Source organism: Arenibacter catalasegens (assembly GCF_002909235.1).
GTDB lineage: Bacteria > Bacteroidota > Bacteroidia > Flavobacteriales > Flavobacteriaceae > Arenibacter > Arenibacter catalasegens.
In genome coordinates this window covers 25,285-42,051 of record NZ_PHQQ01000013.1, presented here as the reverse complement: position 1 = coordinate 42,051, position 16,767 = coordinate 25,285, and the positions used below count along the sequence as shown (strand labels likewise).

General features: G+C 38.6%; 13 protein-coding genes. 10 read left to right on the top strand and 3 right to left on the bottom strand.

The window, feature by feature from the left end:
* Window positions 1-27: 27 nt before the first annotated feature.
* The 10 genes from CWD90_RS11770 to CWD90_RS11725 all read left to right on the top strand — a co-directional run bounded on the left by CWD90_RS11770 (window position 28) and on the right by CWD90_RS11725 (window position 13,559).
* Window positions 28-1,254, top strand: a complete 1,227-nt coding sequence (locus tag CWD90_RS11770) for an aminotransferase class V-fold PLP-dependent enzyme (protein ID WP_103476267.1) — start codon at window positions 28-30, stop codon at window positions 1,252-1,254.
* Between the two features lie 106 nt (window positions 1,255-1,360).
* Window positions 1,361-1,783: a SufE family protein gene (locus CWD90_RS11765; RefSeq protein WP_103476266.1), complete on the top strand. Its 423-nt coding sequence runs from the start codon at window positions 1,361-1,363 to the stop codon at window positions 1,781-1,783.
* A gap of 61 nt (window positions 1,784-1,844) precedes the next feature.
* Complete coding sequence (locus tag CWD90_RS11760; protein ID WP_103476265.1) at window positions 1,845-2,177, top strand: SUF system Fe-S cluster assembly protein; 333 nt, start codon at window positions 1,845-1,847, stop codon at window positions 2,175-2,177.
* Between the two features lie 74 nt (window positions 2,178-2,251).
* Complete coding sequence (locus CWD90_RS11755; protein WP_103476264.1) at window positions 2,252-2,755, top strand: DUF2480 family protein; 504 nt, start codon at window positions 2,252-2,254, stop codon at window positions 2,753-2,755.
* 73 nt (window positions 2,756-2,828) lie between these two features.
* On the top strand, window positions 2,829-3,761 hold the full coding sequence (locus CWD90_RS11750) for a DUF3078 domain-containing protein (RefSeq protein ID WP_103476263.1): 933 nt from the start codon (window positions 2,829-2,831) through the stop codon (window positions 3,759-3,761).
* A 303-nt stretch (window positions 3,762-4,064) separates the two neighbouring features.
* Entirely contained in the window at window positions 4,065-8,027 is a 3,963-nt protein-coding gene (locus CWD90_RS11745; RefSeq protein ID WP_103476262.1) for a hybrid sensor histidine kinase/response regulator transcription factor, read from the top strand.
* Between the two features lie 267 nt (window positions 8,028-8,294).
* A complete protein-coding gene (locus tag CWD90_RS11740) occupies window positions 8,295-9,281 on the top strand; it encodes a hypothetical protein (protein WP_103476261.1) in 987 nt (328 codons plus the stop codon).
* A gap of 487 nt (window positions 9,282-9,768) precedes the next feature.
* Window positions 9,769-10,593: an alpha/beta hydrolase gene (locus CWD90_RS11735; protein ID WP_103476260.1), complete on the top strand. Its 825-nt coding sequence runs from the start codon at window positions 9,769-9,771 to the stop codon at window positions 10,591-10,593.
* A gap of 15 nt (window positions 10,594-10,608) precedes the next feature.
* Window positions 10,609-12,105, top strand: a complete 1,497-nt coding sequence (locus tag CWD90_RS11730) for a leucyl aminopeptidase family protein (protein ID WP_205161237.1) — start codon at window positions 10,609-10,611, stop codon at window positions 12,103-12,105.
* A gap of 254 nt (window positions 12,106-12,359) precedes the next feature.
* Window positions 12,360-13,559: an ATP-grasp domain-containing protein gene (locus tag CWD90_RS11725; RefSeq protein ID WP_103476259.1), complete on the top strand. Its 1,200-nt coding sequence runs from the start codon at window positions 12,360-12,362 to the stop codon at window positions 13,557-13,559.
* A gap of 47 nt (window positions 13,560-13,606) precedes the next feature.
* Here CWD90_RS11725 and CWD90_RS11720 read toward each other — a convergent pair whose 3' ends face one another.
* Genes CWD90_RS11720 through CWD90_RS11710 form a run of 3 tightly spaced genes read right to left on the bottom strand, consistent with a single transcriptional unit; the run spans window position 13,607 to window position 16,744 of the window.
* Window positions 13,607-14,800, bottom strand: coding sequence for a hypothetical protein (locus CWD90_RS11720; protein WP_103476258.1), 1,194 nt, complete (start codon window positions 14,798-14,800; stop codon window positions 13,607-13,609).
* 11 nt (window positions 14,801-14,811) lie between these two features.
* Window positions 14,812-15,636, bottom strand: a complete 825-nt coding sequence (locus CWD90_RS11715) for a type 1 glutamine amidotransferase (RefSeq protein ID WP_103476257.1) — start codon at window positions 15,634-15,636, stop codon at window positions 14,812-14,814.
* A gap of 13 nt (window positions 15,637-15,649) precedes the next feature.
* Complete coding sequence (locus CWD90_RS11710) at window positions 15,650-16,744, bottom strand: carboxylate-amine ligase (RefSeq protein ID WP_103476256.1); 1,095 nt, start codon at window positions 16,742-16,744, stop codon at window positions 15,650-15,652.
* Window positions 16,745-16,767: the final 23 nt, after the last annotated feature.

The window sequence follows — 16,767 nt, the reverse complement described above, 5'->3', positions numbered from 1 at the left end:
CGTAATTCCCAGCATTGAATTTTTGCCATGATACAAACTGTTTTCGATATATTGAGCATACGTAGTGACTTTCCAATCTTAAATAGGAAAGTTAATGGCTATCCCTTGGTGTATCTAGACAATGCTGCTACATCCCAGACCCCCCAGAAGGTTATAGACGCCATTGTGGATTATTACTGTAACTATAATGCAAATATCCACAGAGGGGTGCATACGCTGTCTCAAGAGGCAACAGATGTTTATGAACAGGCACGGCAGAAAATACAAAAGCATTTTAATGCAGCTAAGCCTCATGAAATTATTTTTACTTCCGGAACTACTCATGGTATAAATTTAGTAGCCAATGGTTTTACCTCTTTTTTGAAAAAGGGGGATGAAATTGTTGTTTCCGCATTGGAGCACCATTCCAACATAGTTCCTTGGCAAATGCTCTGTGAGCGGACAGGAGCTGTGTTAAAAGTGATTCCAATGAGTGTGGAAGGTAAATTGATTATGGAAGAATACCATAAAATACTGTCGCACCGCACCAAATTGGTATTTTGTAACCATGTTTCAAACGCTTTGGGTACTATTAATCCAATAGAGGAAATAATTATTGCTGCCCATAATGTTGGTGCTGCGGTTTTAATTGATGGTGCCCAAGCTGCGCCACATATAAAGGCCGATGTACAGAAATTAGACGTGGATTTTTACGTAGTTTCAGCCCATAAAATGTGTGGACCTACAGGAGTCGGAATGCTTTATGGGAAAGAGGAGTGGTTAAACAAGTTACCACCTTACCAAGGTGGAGGTGAAATGATTGCAGAAGTAACTTTTGAAAAGACTACTTATGCGGATCTTCCGCACAAGTTTGAGGCCGGCACCCCGAATATTTGTGGTGGAATTGCCTTTGGAGCTGCTTTGGACTATATGAATGCTATTGGTTTTGATGCCATAGCCCAATACGAACACGAGCTTTTGGAATATGCATCCAAAGAACTTCTAGCTATTGAGGGATTAAGAATTTACGGTAATTTTGAAGAAAAGACAGCAGTGATTTCTTTTAACATAGAAGGTCTTCATCCCTATGATATTGGGAGTATATTGGATAAATTGGGTGTAGCTGTAAGGACAGGACATCATTGTGCCCAACCCATTATGGATTTTTATAAAATTCCTGGCACCGTAAGGGCCAGCTTTAGTTTTTATAATACCAAGGAAGAAGTAGATGTTTTGGTGGCAAGTGTTCGCCGGGCAAAAACAATGTTGTCTTAACCTCATAGAGTTAATTTTCAATATTTTAAATAGTTGATATGCAGAATTACTTATTGTATTTTTGCATGGAATTGTTACCGTTTGTAAAGGGGTACAAAAATTAGATATGAGTATAAAAGAAATTCAAGAAGAGATCGTTGATGAGTTTTCCATGTTCGAAGATTGGATGCAGCGCTATGAGTATATGATAGAGCTTGGAAAATCCCTGCCAATGATCAAGGAGCAGTACAAAACCGATGATAATATTATTAAGGGATGCCAGAGTAAGGTTTGGGTACATGCAGAACTGGAAGATGATAAATTGGTATTTACGGCAGATAGTGACGCCATAATCACAAAAGGTATCATTGCTATATTAATTAGGGTCTTTAGTAATCAAAAACCTAAGGATATTATAGAATCCGAGACCCATTTTATTGATGAGATCGGTTTAAAAGAACATTTATCACCTACTAGGGCCAATGGTTTGGTTAGTATGATAAAACAATTGAAATTGTATGCCGTGGCATACCAAACGCAATTAAATTAATTGGTCCGGCCCATTAAATTTTAATGGGAGACTATTGTGCAAGCAATAAATATTCAAAAGAATGAGCGAAGAAATAGAAACTATAGACACACAGGAATTAGGAGAAAAAATAGTAAGGGTCTTAAAAACAATTTATGACCCCGAAATACCTGTGGATATTTATGAATTAGGGTTGATTTATGATGTTTTTGTCAATGAGGAAAATGAAGTTAAAATTTTGATGACCTTAACTTCACCCAACTGCCCTGTTGCCGAGTCGCTCCCTATGGAAGTGGAAGAAAAGGTGAAGTCTATTGACGAATTAAAAGATGTTGAGGTAGAAATTACTTTTGATCCACCTTGGACCCAAGAATTAATGAGTGAAGAGGCCAAACTGGAACTTGGGATGCTGTAGTTCGAGACCTTGAACCTAACTAATAATTCTATTAGATTTGCCGGTTACCTCTTATATAGCAAAACTTAAAATTTATGTCTGAAATTATAAATCGTGTTTCCCAAAGTAAATTGGTGACTTTTAACCTAGAGGACTTATACCCTAAAGGGAATAGGATACTTATGGATATTAAGGATTGGTTGTACGAGGGTTTAATACTTAGGGAAGGGGAATTTCGGGCACATTTGGAAGAACATGATTGGAGTAAATACAAGGATGCTTATGTGGCATTGACCTGCTCTTCGGACGCTATTATTCCAGGTTGGGCATATATGCTTATTTCTACCAAACTACAACCCTATGCCCTGAAAATTATTATTGGAGATTTGGAGTTGTTGGAATCCTCCCTCTTTCAATCCATATTGGAAAATTTGGATGTTTCCGAATTTGTGGATAAACCGGTGATAATCAAGGGCTGTTCCAATAAACCTGTACCACCAAACGCCTATTTATGGGCCACAACCAAAATTCAGGCTGTAGCTAAAAGTGTCATGTACGGGGAGGCCTGTTCCTCTGTACCCTTGTTTAAGGCAAAATAACGGTCAATATCTCTCCTTCAATTTATTCAACATTTCTTATTTTTGTTTTACTATAAATAAAACACTTTCTATTATGAAGAGAATTATCCTAACAATGGTCACTTTGTTGGCTATAAACATTTCTGTTGCCCAAACTTTGGAGGAGTTAAAAGCTGAAAAAGCGAGTAAAAAAGATTCAATTTCCGCCATCCAAGGCCGCGTAGATGCTATTCAAGGCAAAATTAATGCCCTACCCGGTTGGAAAAAGGGAGCTTTTGGAACTATAGGTGCCAGTCTCTCCGGATTTAACAATTGGTACGCTAAAGGGGCTCCAAATTCTAGTGCTGGAAATATAGGAATTACCACAAATGCCTTTGCAAATCTTAACCAGCCTAAGTATTTCTGGAGAAACTCATTGAATATCAATCTTGGGTGGGTAAAAATTGATGATAAGGATATTGAAACCGATGACGATAGTTTCCAATCAGCTACCGACGTTTTTAATATAACTTCTTTATATGGTCAGAAATTGAGTGACAAGTTCGCCATATCTACCTTGGGGGAGTATAGGACAACTATTATTGATAATTTTAATGACCCGGGCTATTTGGATATTGGGGTTGGTGCTACTTGGACGCCCATTGCTGATTTGGTGGTGGTCATTCACCCCTTAAACTACAACTTTGTTTTCAGTTCTGGTGATAACGTTTTTGAATCTTCCTTGGGTGCCAAGATTGTGGCCGATTATACCAGACAATTGGGCAAGGTTAATTTTAAAACCAATCTTTCATTGTTTCAGAGCTATAAAAGCGCGGATTATTCTAACTGGACCTGGACCAACTCATTCGGATATACCTTATGGAAAGGTATTGGGGTGGGATTTGAATTTGGCCTAAGAGACAACAAGCAGGAGGCATTAAATTATGCTATTGGTAATTTAGATGTGGGTGATCCGACACCTACTTTTGCTTCAGTTGACAACGATTTACAGACCTATTGGCTATTTGGACTTAACTATTCATTCTAAATGGCAATACCAACCAGTGTAAAACAAAAAAGGCCCTCATGGAGGGCCTTTTTGCATAGTAGTGTTTGTCCATTAGGTTTAAGGATTTGATGAGAATGAGATTTTATAAATGAATACAGGTTTATCGTAAAAATATATTGGCAGTAATTATGGGAGCTTTAGGATGGGTTCACTAGATTTCAATAATTTTATGTCCTATACATTAAGGAACTTAAGTATTGATATAGGGAATTATGATATTTTCTTTTAGGTTGATGGTAAATACATCAAAATTGGATATCTTGTAGCTATAAACCGTTGGAGATGAAAGAGTTCATTCTCCCCCTTTGTTTACTTCTAACCTCTTTACTACTTTCCCAGAAGAGTGAGGATAATTTTGAATTGGGTTTTTTCTCATTAAAAAATTATAGCCACGAAGATTATCAGGCACATTACCAGAATTGGTTTATAACTGAAGATAAGGAGGGTTTTATATATGTCGCCAATGGAGAGGGTATTCTTGAGTATGATGGAGCTACTTGGAGATTTATTACGTCGCCGGGATTAAACGCAGTACGCACTGTGGTGGTCGATGGGAATAATAAAAAGTGGGTAGGTGGTGATAGGGAACTGGGTTATTTGGAACCCGACTCCTTGGGTTTTCTTGTGTATCGTTCCTTAACGGCAGAAATCCCTGCAGCCCATCCTTTAAATGCCACGGTTTGGCGCATATTCCCAAATGAAGATCGAGTATTATTTGTGTCCGACGACGAGATTTATAATTGGCAGGATGGGGAGATGAAAATAATACCTCATACGGGAGTAATCCACAGGGAGTTCCAGGTAAATGGACAAGTCTATGTAAGGATAACGGATCAGGGACTCTATAAACTTCAAGGGGATTCCTTGGCCATCATTCCCGGTGGTAGAATTTTTAAAGATTTAAAAGTAATTGTTGCTTTACCCTATAAAAAAAATCAGGTGCTCTTTGCAACAAGGAGTGGAGGTCTATTTATCTATACCGGAAAAGAGGTGGTAAAGATGGAAAGTGAGGTAGACTATTATCTTCTAGAGAATCTATTATACGCAGGGGAGCAAATGCCCGATTCTACATACGCCTTTGCGACCTTGAAAGCGGGAGTGATCTTTATGGATCAATATGGTAAACAGATTAGGACGCTAACAGTGTACGATGGAATTTTGAACAATCAAGTCCATGGAATGGTCGTTGATGATCACAAGGCTTTGTGGTTGGCCATGCAAACCGGTATTTCGAAGATTGAACCATATTTGCCCTATAGTTTTTATGACAAAAGATTGGGCTTGGAGGGTACCGTTTCTGACATAATAAGTCATAAGGGCGAATTGTACGTTGGTACCTATAATGGACTTTTTAAGCTCGGTAAGCATATCGAAAATCGGTCTCTTGAGTTTAAGAGAACACCGGAAATAGGAACAGGTTGTTTCTCTTTACTTTCTCTTGGTGAAGATCTTTTGGCTGGTACCGCCGAAGGGACTTTTTTAATATCTAATAATGTAGTGTCCAAAATTGCATATTTGCCAGGAACACGTGTATTGCATCAATCGACGAGCAATCCCAACCGGGTATTTGTAGGCCAGATGTACGGTCTTTCTACCATTTATAATAATAACGGACATTGGGAAAAAGAGAAAGATATTGACCAGATAGTTGAGGATATAAAGTTTATTGATGAAGATGCCAGTGGTGCTATTTGGCTGGGAACTACCTTGAACAAGGTTATAAAATTAACACTTCCAAGTTCTGTTTCAACCTCGGAACTCAGTTTGAATGAGATAAAGGTTAATCGATATCAGAATGGCCTCCCTGGAGGCCCAATTAATATGTATTTGATTCAAAACGAGGTATTGGTGACTTCCAACGGGGAGGGTGGACCATTATTTAAATTGGATATTGTTTCAGAATCATTCTTGCCCGAAGCCCATTTCGGAAAAAAGTTTGGCCTGGATTCACTTTATGTATATCCAAGGGCTTATCAGAAAAAGGGTGAACATATCATATTGGAATCTAATCCTATAGTTGGAAGGCGATATCGATTTTCTGCTACTGGTGATGGCCAAGGCCATTACTTGGTTAAAAGGGTTTATGATGAGCGCTTTAGGAGTACTACAGAATTTAGTGCTTTCTGGGAATCCAGGAATATTCTGTGGCTGGGAGGGGAAGAAATAATCAAGTACGACTTAAATACCACATTTAATTTCCAGCCTCTATTTAAAACTCATATACGAAAAGTAACCCTAGGAGGGGATTCAGCTATTTTTGGAGGTAGCACTAAGATGGTAGTAATACCCCAGCTTAAATATTCCAATAAAAGACTTCGTTTCGAGTTTGCAGCAATTAGTTCTGATGATAACAAATACCAATACCAACTTGTAGGTTTTGAAGACACATGGTCTGACTGGTCCAACGAGGTAAAGAAGGATTATACTAATCTTAGGGAGGGCGATTATTCTTTTAGGGCAAGAGCACAGAATATCTATGGTAGTATTAGCTCCTCGGGCTCGTTTTATTTTGAAATACTTCCACCCTGGTATCGTACATGGGGGGCATATCTATTCTATTTCCTCGCCTTTTTAGTATTTTTATGGGCGATGCTAAAACTTCGTTCTAGACAACTAAAAGCTAAAAATGTGGCACTGGAAAGGCTCATTGCAGTTAGAACATCTGAAGTGAGGCATCAAGCAAATCAATTAAAGGTTCAAGCGGAAAAATTACAGGATTTGGACAAAGCTAAGTCTCGATTCTTTGCCAATATCTCGCACGAATTTCGCACTCCACTTACATTAATAAAGGGTCCCATAGAGAATTTGGAAAAAAATTTCAGCCAAAAACTTAATATAGAAACTGTAAAAATGATTCGTAGGAATACCGACCGTTTGTTACACATGGTAAATCAACTACTGGACCTTTCAAAAATTGATGACGGAAGTTTAAGATTATCGCCAACAGAAGGGGATATTTTCAAATGCCTAAGAGCTGCCACATCTTCGTTTAACTCACTTGCAGCACAACGGGATATGGATTACCGAGTAGAAATACCAAACACCGTGCTATGGACTTCCTTTGATCGTGATAAATTGGAAAACATAGTTTATAATCTTCTTGGTAACGCCTTTAAATTTAGTGAGGACGGTTCTGAAATCTCTTTTACCTCCGATTTCAGGAAACAGCAACTGCAGCTTATGGTGTCAGATTCGGGAAGGGGGATCCCTAGAGACCAACTCCCCTTTATTTTTGATCGCTTCTATCAGGTGGATAATAGTACTACCAAAGAGAAAGAAGGCTCTGGCATAGGACTATCCCTTTCCAAGGACCTTGTTGAACTTATGGAAGGAACTATTACTGTTTCCAGTGATGTAAATAAGGGCACCCTCTTTATTGTAAAGTTGCCACTACAGAAAATAAGAATAACCTCTAAGAAGACAGAGGTCTTAAAACTGGAAAATGAATTTTTTAATTATAGTCCAGGAACCTATGATCTTTTGGCCATGGACAAGACAGAAATGGCTAATATTCTTTTGATAGAGGATAATGCCGATATGCGTTATTATATAAAAGGACAGATTAGCAAATTCTACAAGGTGATAGAGGCAGTTAATGGAGAGGCTGGCTTGCAATTGGCTATTAAAGACCCGCCGGATCTTATAATAACGGATCTAATGATGCCCAAAATGGATGGTATAGAACTCTGTAGGCTATTAAAGACCCATTTGAGCACTAGTCATATACCAGTTATCATGTTGACTGCAAAGGCCGGCATGGCCAATAAGATTGAGGGTCTGGAAACTGGGGCAGACGATTATCTCACCAAACCCTTTGACGGTATGGAATTAATGGTACGTATAAAGAACCTTATAAAACAACGACAAACCCTTAGAGAACTTTTTGCCCATAGGGAGGCACAGTTAGATCCCAAAAAAGTAACGGTTACTTCCATTGATCAAAAATTTTTGGAAAGCGTTCTGGTTTTGTTGGAGCAAAAATTTTCCGATCCTAGTTTTGGCGTTCCGGAAATGCAAGCGGCATTGGCCATGAGCAAAACACAATTGCATCGTAAATTAAAAGCCCTGACGAATGAAGCCCCCGGGGAACTACTTCGAAATTTCAGGTTAAAAAGGGCAGCTAAATTATTGTTACAAAAAGCCGATAGTGTTACCCAAATAGCATATATAGTAGGATTTAACAACCTCTCCTATTTTGCCAAATGTTTTAAGGAATTGTATGGTGTTTCACCGTCGGCCTATTAAAATAAATGGTGGGCTTATTTAAGTTATTTATAGATATAAATAATTTTCGTGTTTTTAGATTCTTGGGAAAATTTCATTATCCATTGTTGGAACATTGCCAAGGATCATTTTTATGATTCCATCTCTAATAATACTGTCAAAATTGGCAATGGAACTATGTTGTTATTATGTGGGATTATGTTGTTAGTTTTCTGGGAATTGACGGAATAACTTTGGGTTGTAAGTGTATTATTTCCCCTCAAGTAAAAATATCTTTAAAACCTTATCATGGTATCAACAAAAAACTTCAAGAAAATTGAATTTAAAAGAATTGTAAAATGTATTAAAACCATTTGGGTTTTAATTGTGATATCGACTTCCGTTCTATTTTTCATGGCATTTGGTTACATCAAGTCAGATGATGATACCCACATGTACCTAACTGGAAAAATAAAAGGAACAGTAAAGGATAATCTAGGGAATCCTTACCCTAATACCTTGGTTACTTTCACCAATGCATCGGAAAAAGTAGAAATGCTCTCCAATGTGGATGGTAAATTTTCTGGTGAGACAAAGGGTTTTGGGGTTTACAGTGCTAGTATTGTGCCTCCTTTATCCTCGGAATCGGTGACTACCATGCCTATGTCAGTTGATCTTAAGCCCCACCAGGTCGCAACAGTGCATTTTGTGGTTGAGCCCAAACCTGTCGTAGCTCACTTAAACTTTGGGAATGTTCAATTATTGGAGGAAATAGTGGATAAGTACGGCAATACTCCAATGGACCCCTATGAACCACTCTTTGCAGCCAATATATTTGATGACCCCATAGGTCTATTAACTCCAATAAAGGCTCCGGATGAACATCAAATTACTTTATCAGAATTTCAAACCGGACATGGGAATATACTTGTTCATTGTAAAGGTAATTTCTCCAGTATTGAGGTAGCACTTGAGGGAATGATTCCCAATGGCACCTACACCTTTTGGTTGGCCTATCTTAATACAACTAGGAAGGTAGGCGAGAAAATAGATTTTATGAATGATTTTGTGAATTTCAATAATCCACCCATTGGGCCAGAAAATGGGGAAGGAAATATTGCGGTCGCCGATGGGAACGGTGTTCTGAATGTTGTCTTGGAACATGGCTCCTGTATCCTAACAGACGAGGTGGCTCTGGTAATACCGGTATTATATCATATCAATGGCAAGACGTTTGGAGGTGGGCACGTTCCCGATTCCGAGGAAATGGCCCATATGCTTGTTTATTTCCAATAACATTGTAGCGGTTACTTGTCGAAATACAGATAAAAAAAATACCCCTCCAAGGAGGGGCATTTTTTTAGTTAAGTAGGTCTTTTTAGTAAAATTCGGTTTTTTATTTAAATATTTTACTTTAAGGTTAAGTGCTGATTTGGGGAAAAAGCACTTCGAATTAAGTTTTGCGTTAGATTGGGGTTAAACACTACCACTTAAATACAATGTAAAGATAAAGGTAATAGACAGTTCTGCTTAATTTTTGTTGTGAACGCACTGAAGAATGTTGTGTAAAAAACCAACGGTATTGTTTCTTCGATAAACGGTAATACGGTTTTTTACTTTGGGTTCCTTTTTAAGGAATAAAAATTATTAGAAAGGTCAATTAGTCCAACATAAAATGCACAATTTATTCAAAATACGCAGGTACACAGTACATTAGATTTGCTTTGATTATACTGTTGTTCCAAAACCAACTATCTTTGTCGGCATTTGTTGGGCTAAAATTATGGAAAAGAGTATGTTGGAAAACAAGATCAAAGGCGATGGAAGTCAACAGGAGAAACCAATCTCTTATCTCCCTGAGATAAGAATTATAGCGGAGGATTATGATATTCCGCAGTTAAACAGGAAAAGAAGAATATCAGTACTTCTGCCATTTAGCTATAAGTCTAGCTCCAAAAGATATCCGGTTTTATATTTACATGATGGTCAAAACCTTTTTGATGGGGGCGGACCCTTTGGTAACTGGGCCATTGATGAAAAGCTTTCGGAAATGGCTAGAAATGGTATGGGCGATATTATTGTAGTAGCTATAGACCATGCGGAGGAGGAAAGAGTTTTGGAGTTTTCTCCTTTTAAGGAAACCAAATGGGGAAAAGGGGACGGAAAGAAATATCTTAAGTTTTTAGTGGAAACGCTTAAACCTAATATAGATAAAAATTATAGGACGTTAAAAGAAAGAGAATTTACGGGAGTTGGTGGAAGTTCTATGGGAGGACTTATTAGTATTTATGCAGGGTTAAGGTATCCTTCGATTTTTGGGAAATTGATGATTTTTTCGCCTTCCTTGTGGATTACGCCAAAAATTTATTTTGATGCCATAAATTTTCATCAACCATATCCAACCGATATCTATCTATATGCCGGTGGTGCCGAAAGTGTAAATATGGTGGGGAATGTGGAAAAGTTAAAGCAAATTCTTGAAGAAAGGAATAAAGAGGATGCGGAGGTGAATATTGAAATCAATATTGATCCAAATGGAAAACATGAGGAATGGTTTTGGAGTCAAGAATTTCCTACCGCCTTGGAATTCCTTTATTTTAGGAACTAAATATAAAGCACTTATATGATTGCAATTACAGCGCAAGGGAATCCTTCTTCGGAAGTATTGATTATACCTTTTGTTCAAGGTGAGAATTTGGAGGCAAACATAGTTAAAATGGCCAGGGATTTAAATTTACCAGGTGATCTATTGACCGAACAAATAAAGGCTGAGAAAAAGGAAATATCCTTGTTTTATCCGATTGACCAAAAGGATTTAAAGAAGGTATACTGTCTGGGCTTAGGAGCAAATCCCACCCTAAAGGTAGTAATAGATGCCTTTAAGCGCTTTATGCAAGTGGAATCGTCCAAATTGCCATACAATTTGAGCATTGATATACGCAGCGCAGATTTCAATCCTGACTTTATTTCTCTTGTGGCCGAAGGCATAGTCAGTGGATTGATATTAGGTACTTACAAAAAGGGTCTGTATCAAACATCGGAAACTAAAATGCATAAATGGGATTCAGATCAATTAGGATTGGAGTTTTTTGTACCCATAAAATTGGAGGAAATTGCTAAAAAAGCCACTGCTAAAGGGAAGGCCACGGCTGAAACCCAACTTAAGATTTTAGAGTTGGTAAATGCCCCTAGCAATAAGCTTACCCCTAGTAAATTAGCTGAAGTTGCTATAAGTTCTGGTAAGGAATTTGGCTATAATGTTGAAGTCCATGACACTAAATCCATTGAAAAATTAGGATTGAAATCGCTATTGGCCGTAAGTCAAGGAAGTGAGGAGCCTCCTAGGTTTATTATAATGGAATATATACCGAAGGAAAGGAACATGGAGGCTCCTAAGGTAGGCTTGGTAGGAAAAGGTGTTACTTTCGATACTGGAGGGCTATCCATTAAAAGCTCATCCAATATGCATTATATGAAGAGCGATATGGGAGGAGCAGCGGCAGTATTAGGTGCCATAGAATTGACAGCAAAGCTAAAATTACCGGTACATCTTATCGCTATAATCCCGACGACCGAAAATTGTGTAGATGCCAAGGCTGTAAAACCTGGCGATGTAATTGGGTCATATGCTGGGAAGACTATTGAAATTATAGATACGGATGCGGAAGGACGCCTAATATTGGCTGATGGCATTGCGTATTTAAATAAAAATTATCAACCAGATATAATGATAGATGCGGCTACCCTAACTGGAAGTTGTGTGCAAACTTTGGGCTATGAGGCAGGGGGCTTGTTCACTAATAATGATGACCTTGCCCTTAAATTGACAGCTGCAGGAGATCAAAGTGGAGAACGTTTGTGGCGATTACCATTATGGGATTCCTATGAAGGAGATATAAAATCTGATATTGCCGATGTAAAAAATTATAGCGGTAAGCCTATTGCCGGTGCTATAAGTGCTGCTAAATTTTTGGAGTTTTTTACGGATAAACATCCAAAATGGGCCCATTTGGACATAGCAGGGGTAGCCTTTGGGGATGCGGAATTCTATACCCAGAAAACAGCTAGCGCTTTTGGGGTAAGACTTTTGACCGATTTTATTGCAGGTTTGGTAAAATAGTTTCCGATCAATGGGGTGCCAACTCCAAGATGACTTTTTTGCAGATTATTGATGGCCATCTTGTTTAACCTTGGGTTACATGAATTAACATTCTTTACTCAAAACGGTTTAAAAAGTGCGATGACCTTGGCAATTATGGCATCGAATTATAAACTGCGGAGATTCAGAAACGAAGAAGCATTTTTTTCCTTTGTTTTTGCGACTTTTTAGGGATTAATGGGTATTTTACATCTAATAAGTTATACCTCACTACGATGACAGGAAAAGCCGATCAAACCACTTTTTTATGTATTAGCAGTTTTTTTAAGGGAGAAGATTTCTTAAGGTCGTGTAAGGCTTTGGGCAACAAGGTATTACTGATTACTTCCAAGGGTTTGGAACACAAAAAGTGGCCTCGCGAATCTATTGATGAAATTTTCTATATGCAGGAAAAGCGGGAAGGAGTTTGGAATATGGAAGATTTAATTTCTGGCCTCGCTTTTTTAATGCGCAAACAAAAAATTGACAGGATCGTGGCCTTGGACGATTTCGATGTTGAGAAAGCTACTTTGATAAGGGAACATTTCAGAATACCTGGCATGGGCCAAACCACAGGTAGGTATTTTAGGGATAAATTGGCGATGAGAATGAAGGCCGAAGAGGCCAATATTCCTGTTCCGGCATTCACCCCATTGTTCAATAATTGTGATATAGACGAATATACAAAGTTGGTGCCAGCTCCTTGGCTTATTAAGCCCAGGTCCGAAGCCTCTGCAACCGGGATACGTAAGATATTTTCGAACGAAGAGTTATGGTCCGTTTTGGAATCCTTGGGTGATCGACGACACGAGTATCTATTGGAGAAGTTTGCTCCTGGGGACGTATACCATGTGGATTCTTTATCTGTGGATGGTAAGATTGTTTTTACACAGGCCTCCCAATACTTAAGTACTCCCATGGATGTGGCCCATGGCCACGGTATTTTTAGATCCATTACCCTAGAGATGAATTCTCCTGATGCCATTGGTCTAAAGGAAATAAATGTGGAAGTATTAAAGGCCTTCGGGATGCGCTTTAGTGCTTCCCATAGCGAGTATATTAAATCTCGGGAAACGGGGAAATTCTATTTTCTGGAAACCGCCTCTCGGGTCGGTGGAGCCCATTTGGCAGAAATGGTATTCTTTGCCACAGGAATTAATTTATGGAAAGAATGGGCGGCTATAGAAGATGCCATGGCCAAGGGGAAGCGATATAAACTGCCTAAGGTAAAAAATGAATACGCAGGTATTGTGGTGTCTCTATGCCGGTTTCAATATCCGGATACATCTTGCTTTACAGACCATGAAATTTGTTGGCAACTACAAAAGGAGTACCATATAGGGCATATAGTAAAATCTGAGAGTCAGGAGAGAGTATTGGAATTGCTTAATACACATACTAGGCGAATTCAAATTGATTTTCACGCAAGTACCTAATATGTCAGGGGAATGGATGTAAAGAGATAAAAAGCACCAATGCACCTCTAGTCCTCAAAGAAACCTACGCTGGCGCCCACCCAGTCCTTATCCTTATTAAAGCGTACCCCTACCATTTCCCCTTTACTTATACGGACCAGGTTGTTGACTACTTTAGCTTTTTCATCTCCTTTTTCCCATATCATCAACATCCTGATTTCACATTTGGCCGGTTCCGTTGGAGTCTTTATTGCAGGTGCGTAAGCCACTTTTTTCTGTAAAATATAGTTTTCCTTATTTTGGACGGCATCAAGGTCTTGCTTGGTAACATTGATGAGTACACCTGATCCGGCAAAGGAGAACAAGGGTTTAAGCACATAGTTTTCCAAGTCCTCCGGATACTTTTCTAATTCGTGCAAGAAATGGCATGCCGGAACATAAGGGCTGTTGATCAAGGGCATTGTAAACTTACTTATCCTAAAAAACCAATTAGGGTGCCCAATCCATTCCACATTGTATTCCTTGGTAAAATCGAATTGCCGTTGAAGATCGTTCCTTTTAAATAATTCGTCAAAAATAACCCGATTATATATTCTGCGTACCGAGATTTTCTGGCCTTGGTCATTGGTGTAAAACACATTCTTCCCTTCGGTAATCAATTCGCTTATGCAAATTACTTTTATTCCCAAATGGTGGGCGGTAGCCAAAAAATCTATTTGTGTAGCCTGTTTATGAGGCTCTATTTCCAAAAGAATCACATTTTCGGGAGGACAGTCGCCCACAATAATTTCCCTTAATTTTTCAATATAATATGCAGAAGTCATATTGTTTAAATGATGATAATTGGATGGAATATCGAAGTTATCTCGATAGCCTTTGGCCATTAGTTCTTGAAAAAAATAAAGAGTAGGAAATCCTTGTACTTCAACCATTTGTGGCATAAAATCCCCTTTCTCATCCAAACATATTCCAAAGTCCATTTGAAGAAATGTAGTATGGTCATCCTCCCCGGGAACTACTTGGGATGGATCTATAAGGGCATTTTTGGTAAGTTCCTTAAAATTATGTTGACAGATTACTTTGTTGACTTGTTCGCAGGCCTCCAATAATCTTTTTTTCAGGTATTTTGGGATAAAGATGGGGGTCTCGGCAACACGAAAAGGAGGTTTGTGGTTATAGGTAGTAGAAATACTTTCTAAAAATGACTTGTATTTCCCATCTGTGAATGCTGCATTGTATTGCTGACGAAGGTTTTCTACCATGAATGCCTATTTTAGGAGATTTGCTTGGATAATCCAATTTTTTTAATCGCATTTTCAATAAATCCAGGGATGATGGAATTGTAGGTAGATTCCAATTTATCCGTATCCCTGATATGGGCCATCATATTATTATATTTTCTTTTCCCGTAGGTGGCAACTACTTTCTCTTCATTTTCCGATTTGGCAAAGTGCAATTCCATGCTTACCGGTTCTGCCTCCGGATGAAATTGTACCCCAACAAATTCTTTGGAAAAACGCACGGCCATTATGGCCCTTTCATATTCTACATGTGTCCTGATTTTCTCCAAAGCCAATATTTTTGCCCCTTTTTCCTCAAAAACTTTTAATCGAGGTTGTATAAGTTGCCAGTCTCTTGAGTCCACAGCAAAAAAGGGGTCGGGCAATTTGGAAAATATCTCATCGGCTATTCCATTTTTAGTCTTATGGATGGGCAGGATACCGAAAGAAGGCGATTTACGTCTTGTGATTTCCCCAAGGCCAAAATGATGACAGATCATTTGATAGGAATGACAAATAAAGAATACGTACTTTTTGGGGTAATGGCCATTTTTATTATGTTCCCAAAGTTCGTCTATTAGGGAATAGTATCTTTTATCCCATATTCCGTCCCCTTCTAATGGATTTCCTGGGCCTCCTGAAGATATATAGATATCATAACTGCTATCCGGCACTTCATTTTTGGCCCTAATGTCAAAGAATTGATAATCTGCCTCATCGCTAAATGTATCCAATATTTCCTGTATGCATCGTAGCCCTTGGTTGGGAATGCCATTATATAAATCTAGAACTGCAATCTTTTTTTTTCTATCCAACATTTTTCATGTTCATTTAAATCCCTGCAACCGTCTCCTTCAAAATAAAATCGACCACATCATTGAGGTTTTTGGTTTTTTCAAAAACGGCCAATTGTCTGTCGGCCCCGGTCCCTTCATTTAAGATTTTATGGATTCTATTGATTTCATCCCGGCTTCCAAGGTCATCCACTACATCATCTACAAACTCTAGCAGCTCCAAAATTAATTCTTTTGTAGGTACTTCTATAGATTTTCCAAAGTCGATCATTTTGCCTTCAAGGCCATATCTAGATGCTCGCCATTTGTTTTCGTTGATTAATGCCCTTTTGTAAATAATGAAGTTGAGGTTGTTCCTTCTTAAGTTATAAAGTTTGGCTACCAAGGCCTGAATCAATGCCGTAATAGTTACCGTTTCATCCACGGTTAGGGGTACATCACATATTCTAAATTCGATAGTCGGGTAAAAGGGGTGCACCCTTACATCCCACCATATTTTTTTGGCATTGTCTATACACTTCGTCTGTACCAAGAGATTAACATATCTTTCGTATTCTCCGGCACTGGTAAAAAAATCCGGGATACCGGTACGTGGAAATTTATCAAAGACTTTGGTACGGAACGATTTAAAACCAGTGTTTCTTCCTTCCCAAAATGGGGAATTGGTAGAAAGGGCATAAATATGGGGTAAAAAGTAGCGCACAGAGTTGAAGATGTGTATGGCCATTTCCCTGTCCTCAATACCTACATGAACATGGAGGCCAAAGATAAGATTGGATCTGGCGGCATCCTGTAATTCTTGTACAATTTCATCATATCGAGGGTGCACCGTAATTAATTGTTTCTCCCATTCGGAGAAAGGATGGGTTCCAGCTGCGGCTATGCGAAGATCAAGGCTGGTGGCTACCTCGGATATTGTTTTTCGCAAATGTGTAACCTGCGACCGCACCTCTTTAATATCCTTGCAAATAACTGTGCCAACTTCTACTACCGCCTGATGCATTTCCGCTTTTACTTGCCCTTCCAAGATTTCATCAGCAATTTCTACAATTTTTTGCTCATGTGAGGTCAACTCACGGGTTATGGGATCTATTACCTGATATTCTTCTTCTACTCCTAATGTAAAATCCATTGATGTCCACGTATTACAGTTTG

Bases quoted from the DNA above. Each gene is read 5' to 3' on its own strand.
- CWD90_RS11770 (WP_103476267.1), top strand. From the start codon at position 28: ATGATACAAACTGTTTTCGATATATTGAGCATACGTAGTGACTTTCCA.
- CWD90_RS11765 (WP_103476266.1), top strand. From the start codon at position 1,361: ATGAGTATAAAAGAAATTCAAGAAGAGATCGTTGATGAGTTTTCCATG.
- CWD90_RS11760 (WP_103476265.1), top strand. From the start codon at position 1,845: ATGAGCGAAGAAATAGAAACTATAGACACACAGGAATTAGGAGAAAAA.
- CWD90_RS11755 (WP_103476264.1), top strand. From the start codon at position 2,252: ATGTCTGAAATTATAAATCGTGTTTCCCAAAGTAAATTGGTGACTTTT.
- CWD90_RS11750 (WP_103476263.1), top strand. From the start codon at position 2,829: ATGAAGAGAATTATCCTAACAATGGTCACTTTGTTGGCTATAAACATT.
- CWD90_RS11745 (WP_103476262.1), top strand. From the start codon at position 4,065: ATGAAAGAGTTCATTCTCCCCCTTTGTTTACTTCTAACCTCTTTACTA.
- CWD90_RS11740 (WP_103476261.1), top strand. From the start codon at position 8,295: ATGGTATCAACAAAAAACTTCAAGAAAATTGAATTTAAAAGAATTGTA.
- CWD90_RS11735 (WP_103476260.1), top strand. From the start codon at position 9,769: ATGGAAAAGAGTATGTTGGAAAACAAGATCAAAGGCGATGGAAGTCAA.
- CWD90_RS11730 (WP_205161237.1), top strand. From the start codon at position 10,609: ATGATTGCAATTACAGCGCAAGGGAATCCTTCTTCGGAAGTATTGATT.
- CWD90_RS11725 (WP_103476259.1), top strand. From the start codon at position 12,360: ATGACAGGAAAAGCCGATCAAACCACTTTTTTATGTATTAGCAGTTTT.
- CWD90_RS11720 (WP_103476258.1), bottom strand. From the start codon at position 14,800: ATGGTAGAAAACCTTCGTCAGCAATACAATGCAGCATTCACAGATGGG.
- CWD90_RS11715 (WP_103476257.1), bottom strand. From the start codon at position 15,636: ATGTTGGATAGAAAAAAAAAGATTGCAGTTCTAGATTTATATAATGGC.
- CWD90_RS11710 (WP_103476256.1), bottom strand. From the start codon at position 16,744: ATGGATTTTACATTAGGAGTAGAAGAAGAATATCAGGTAATAGATCCC.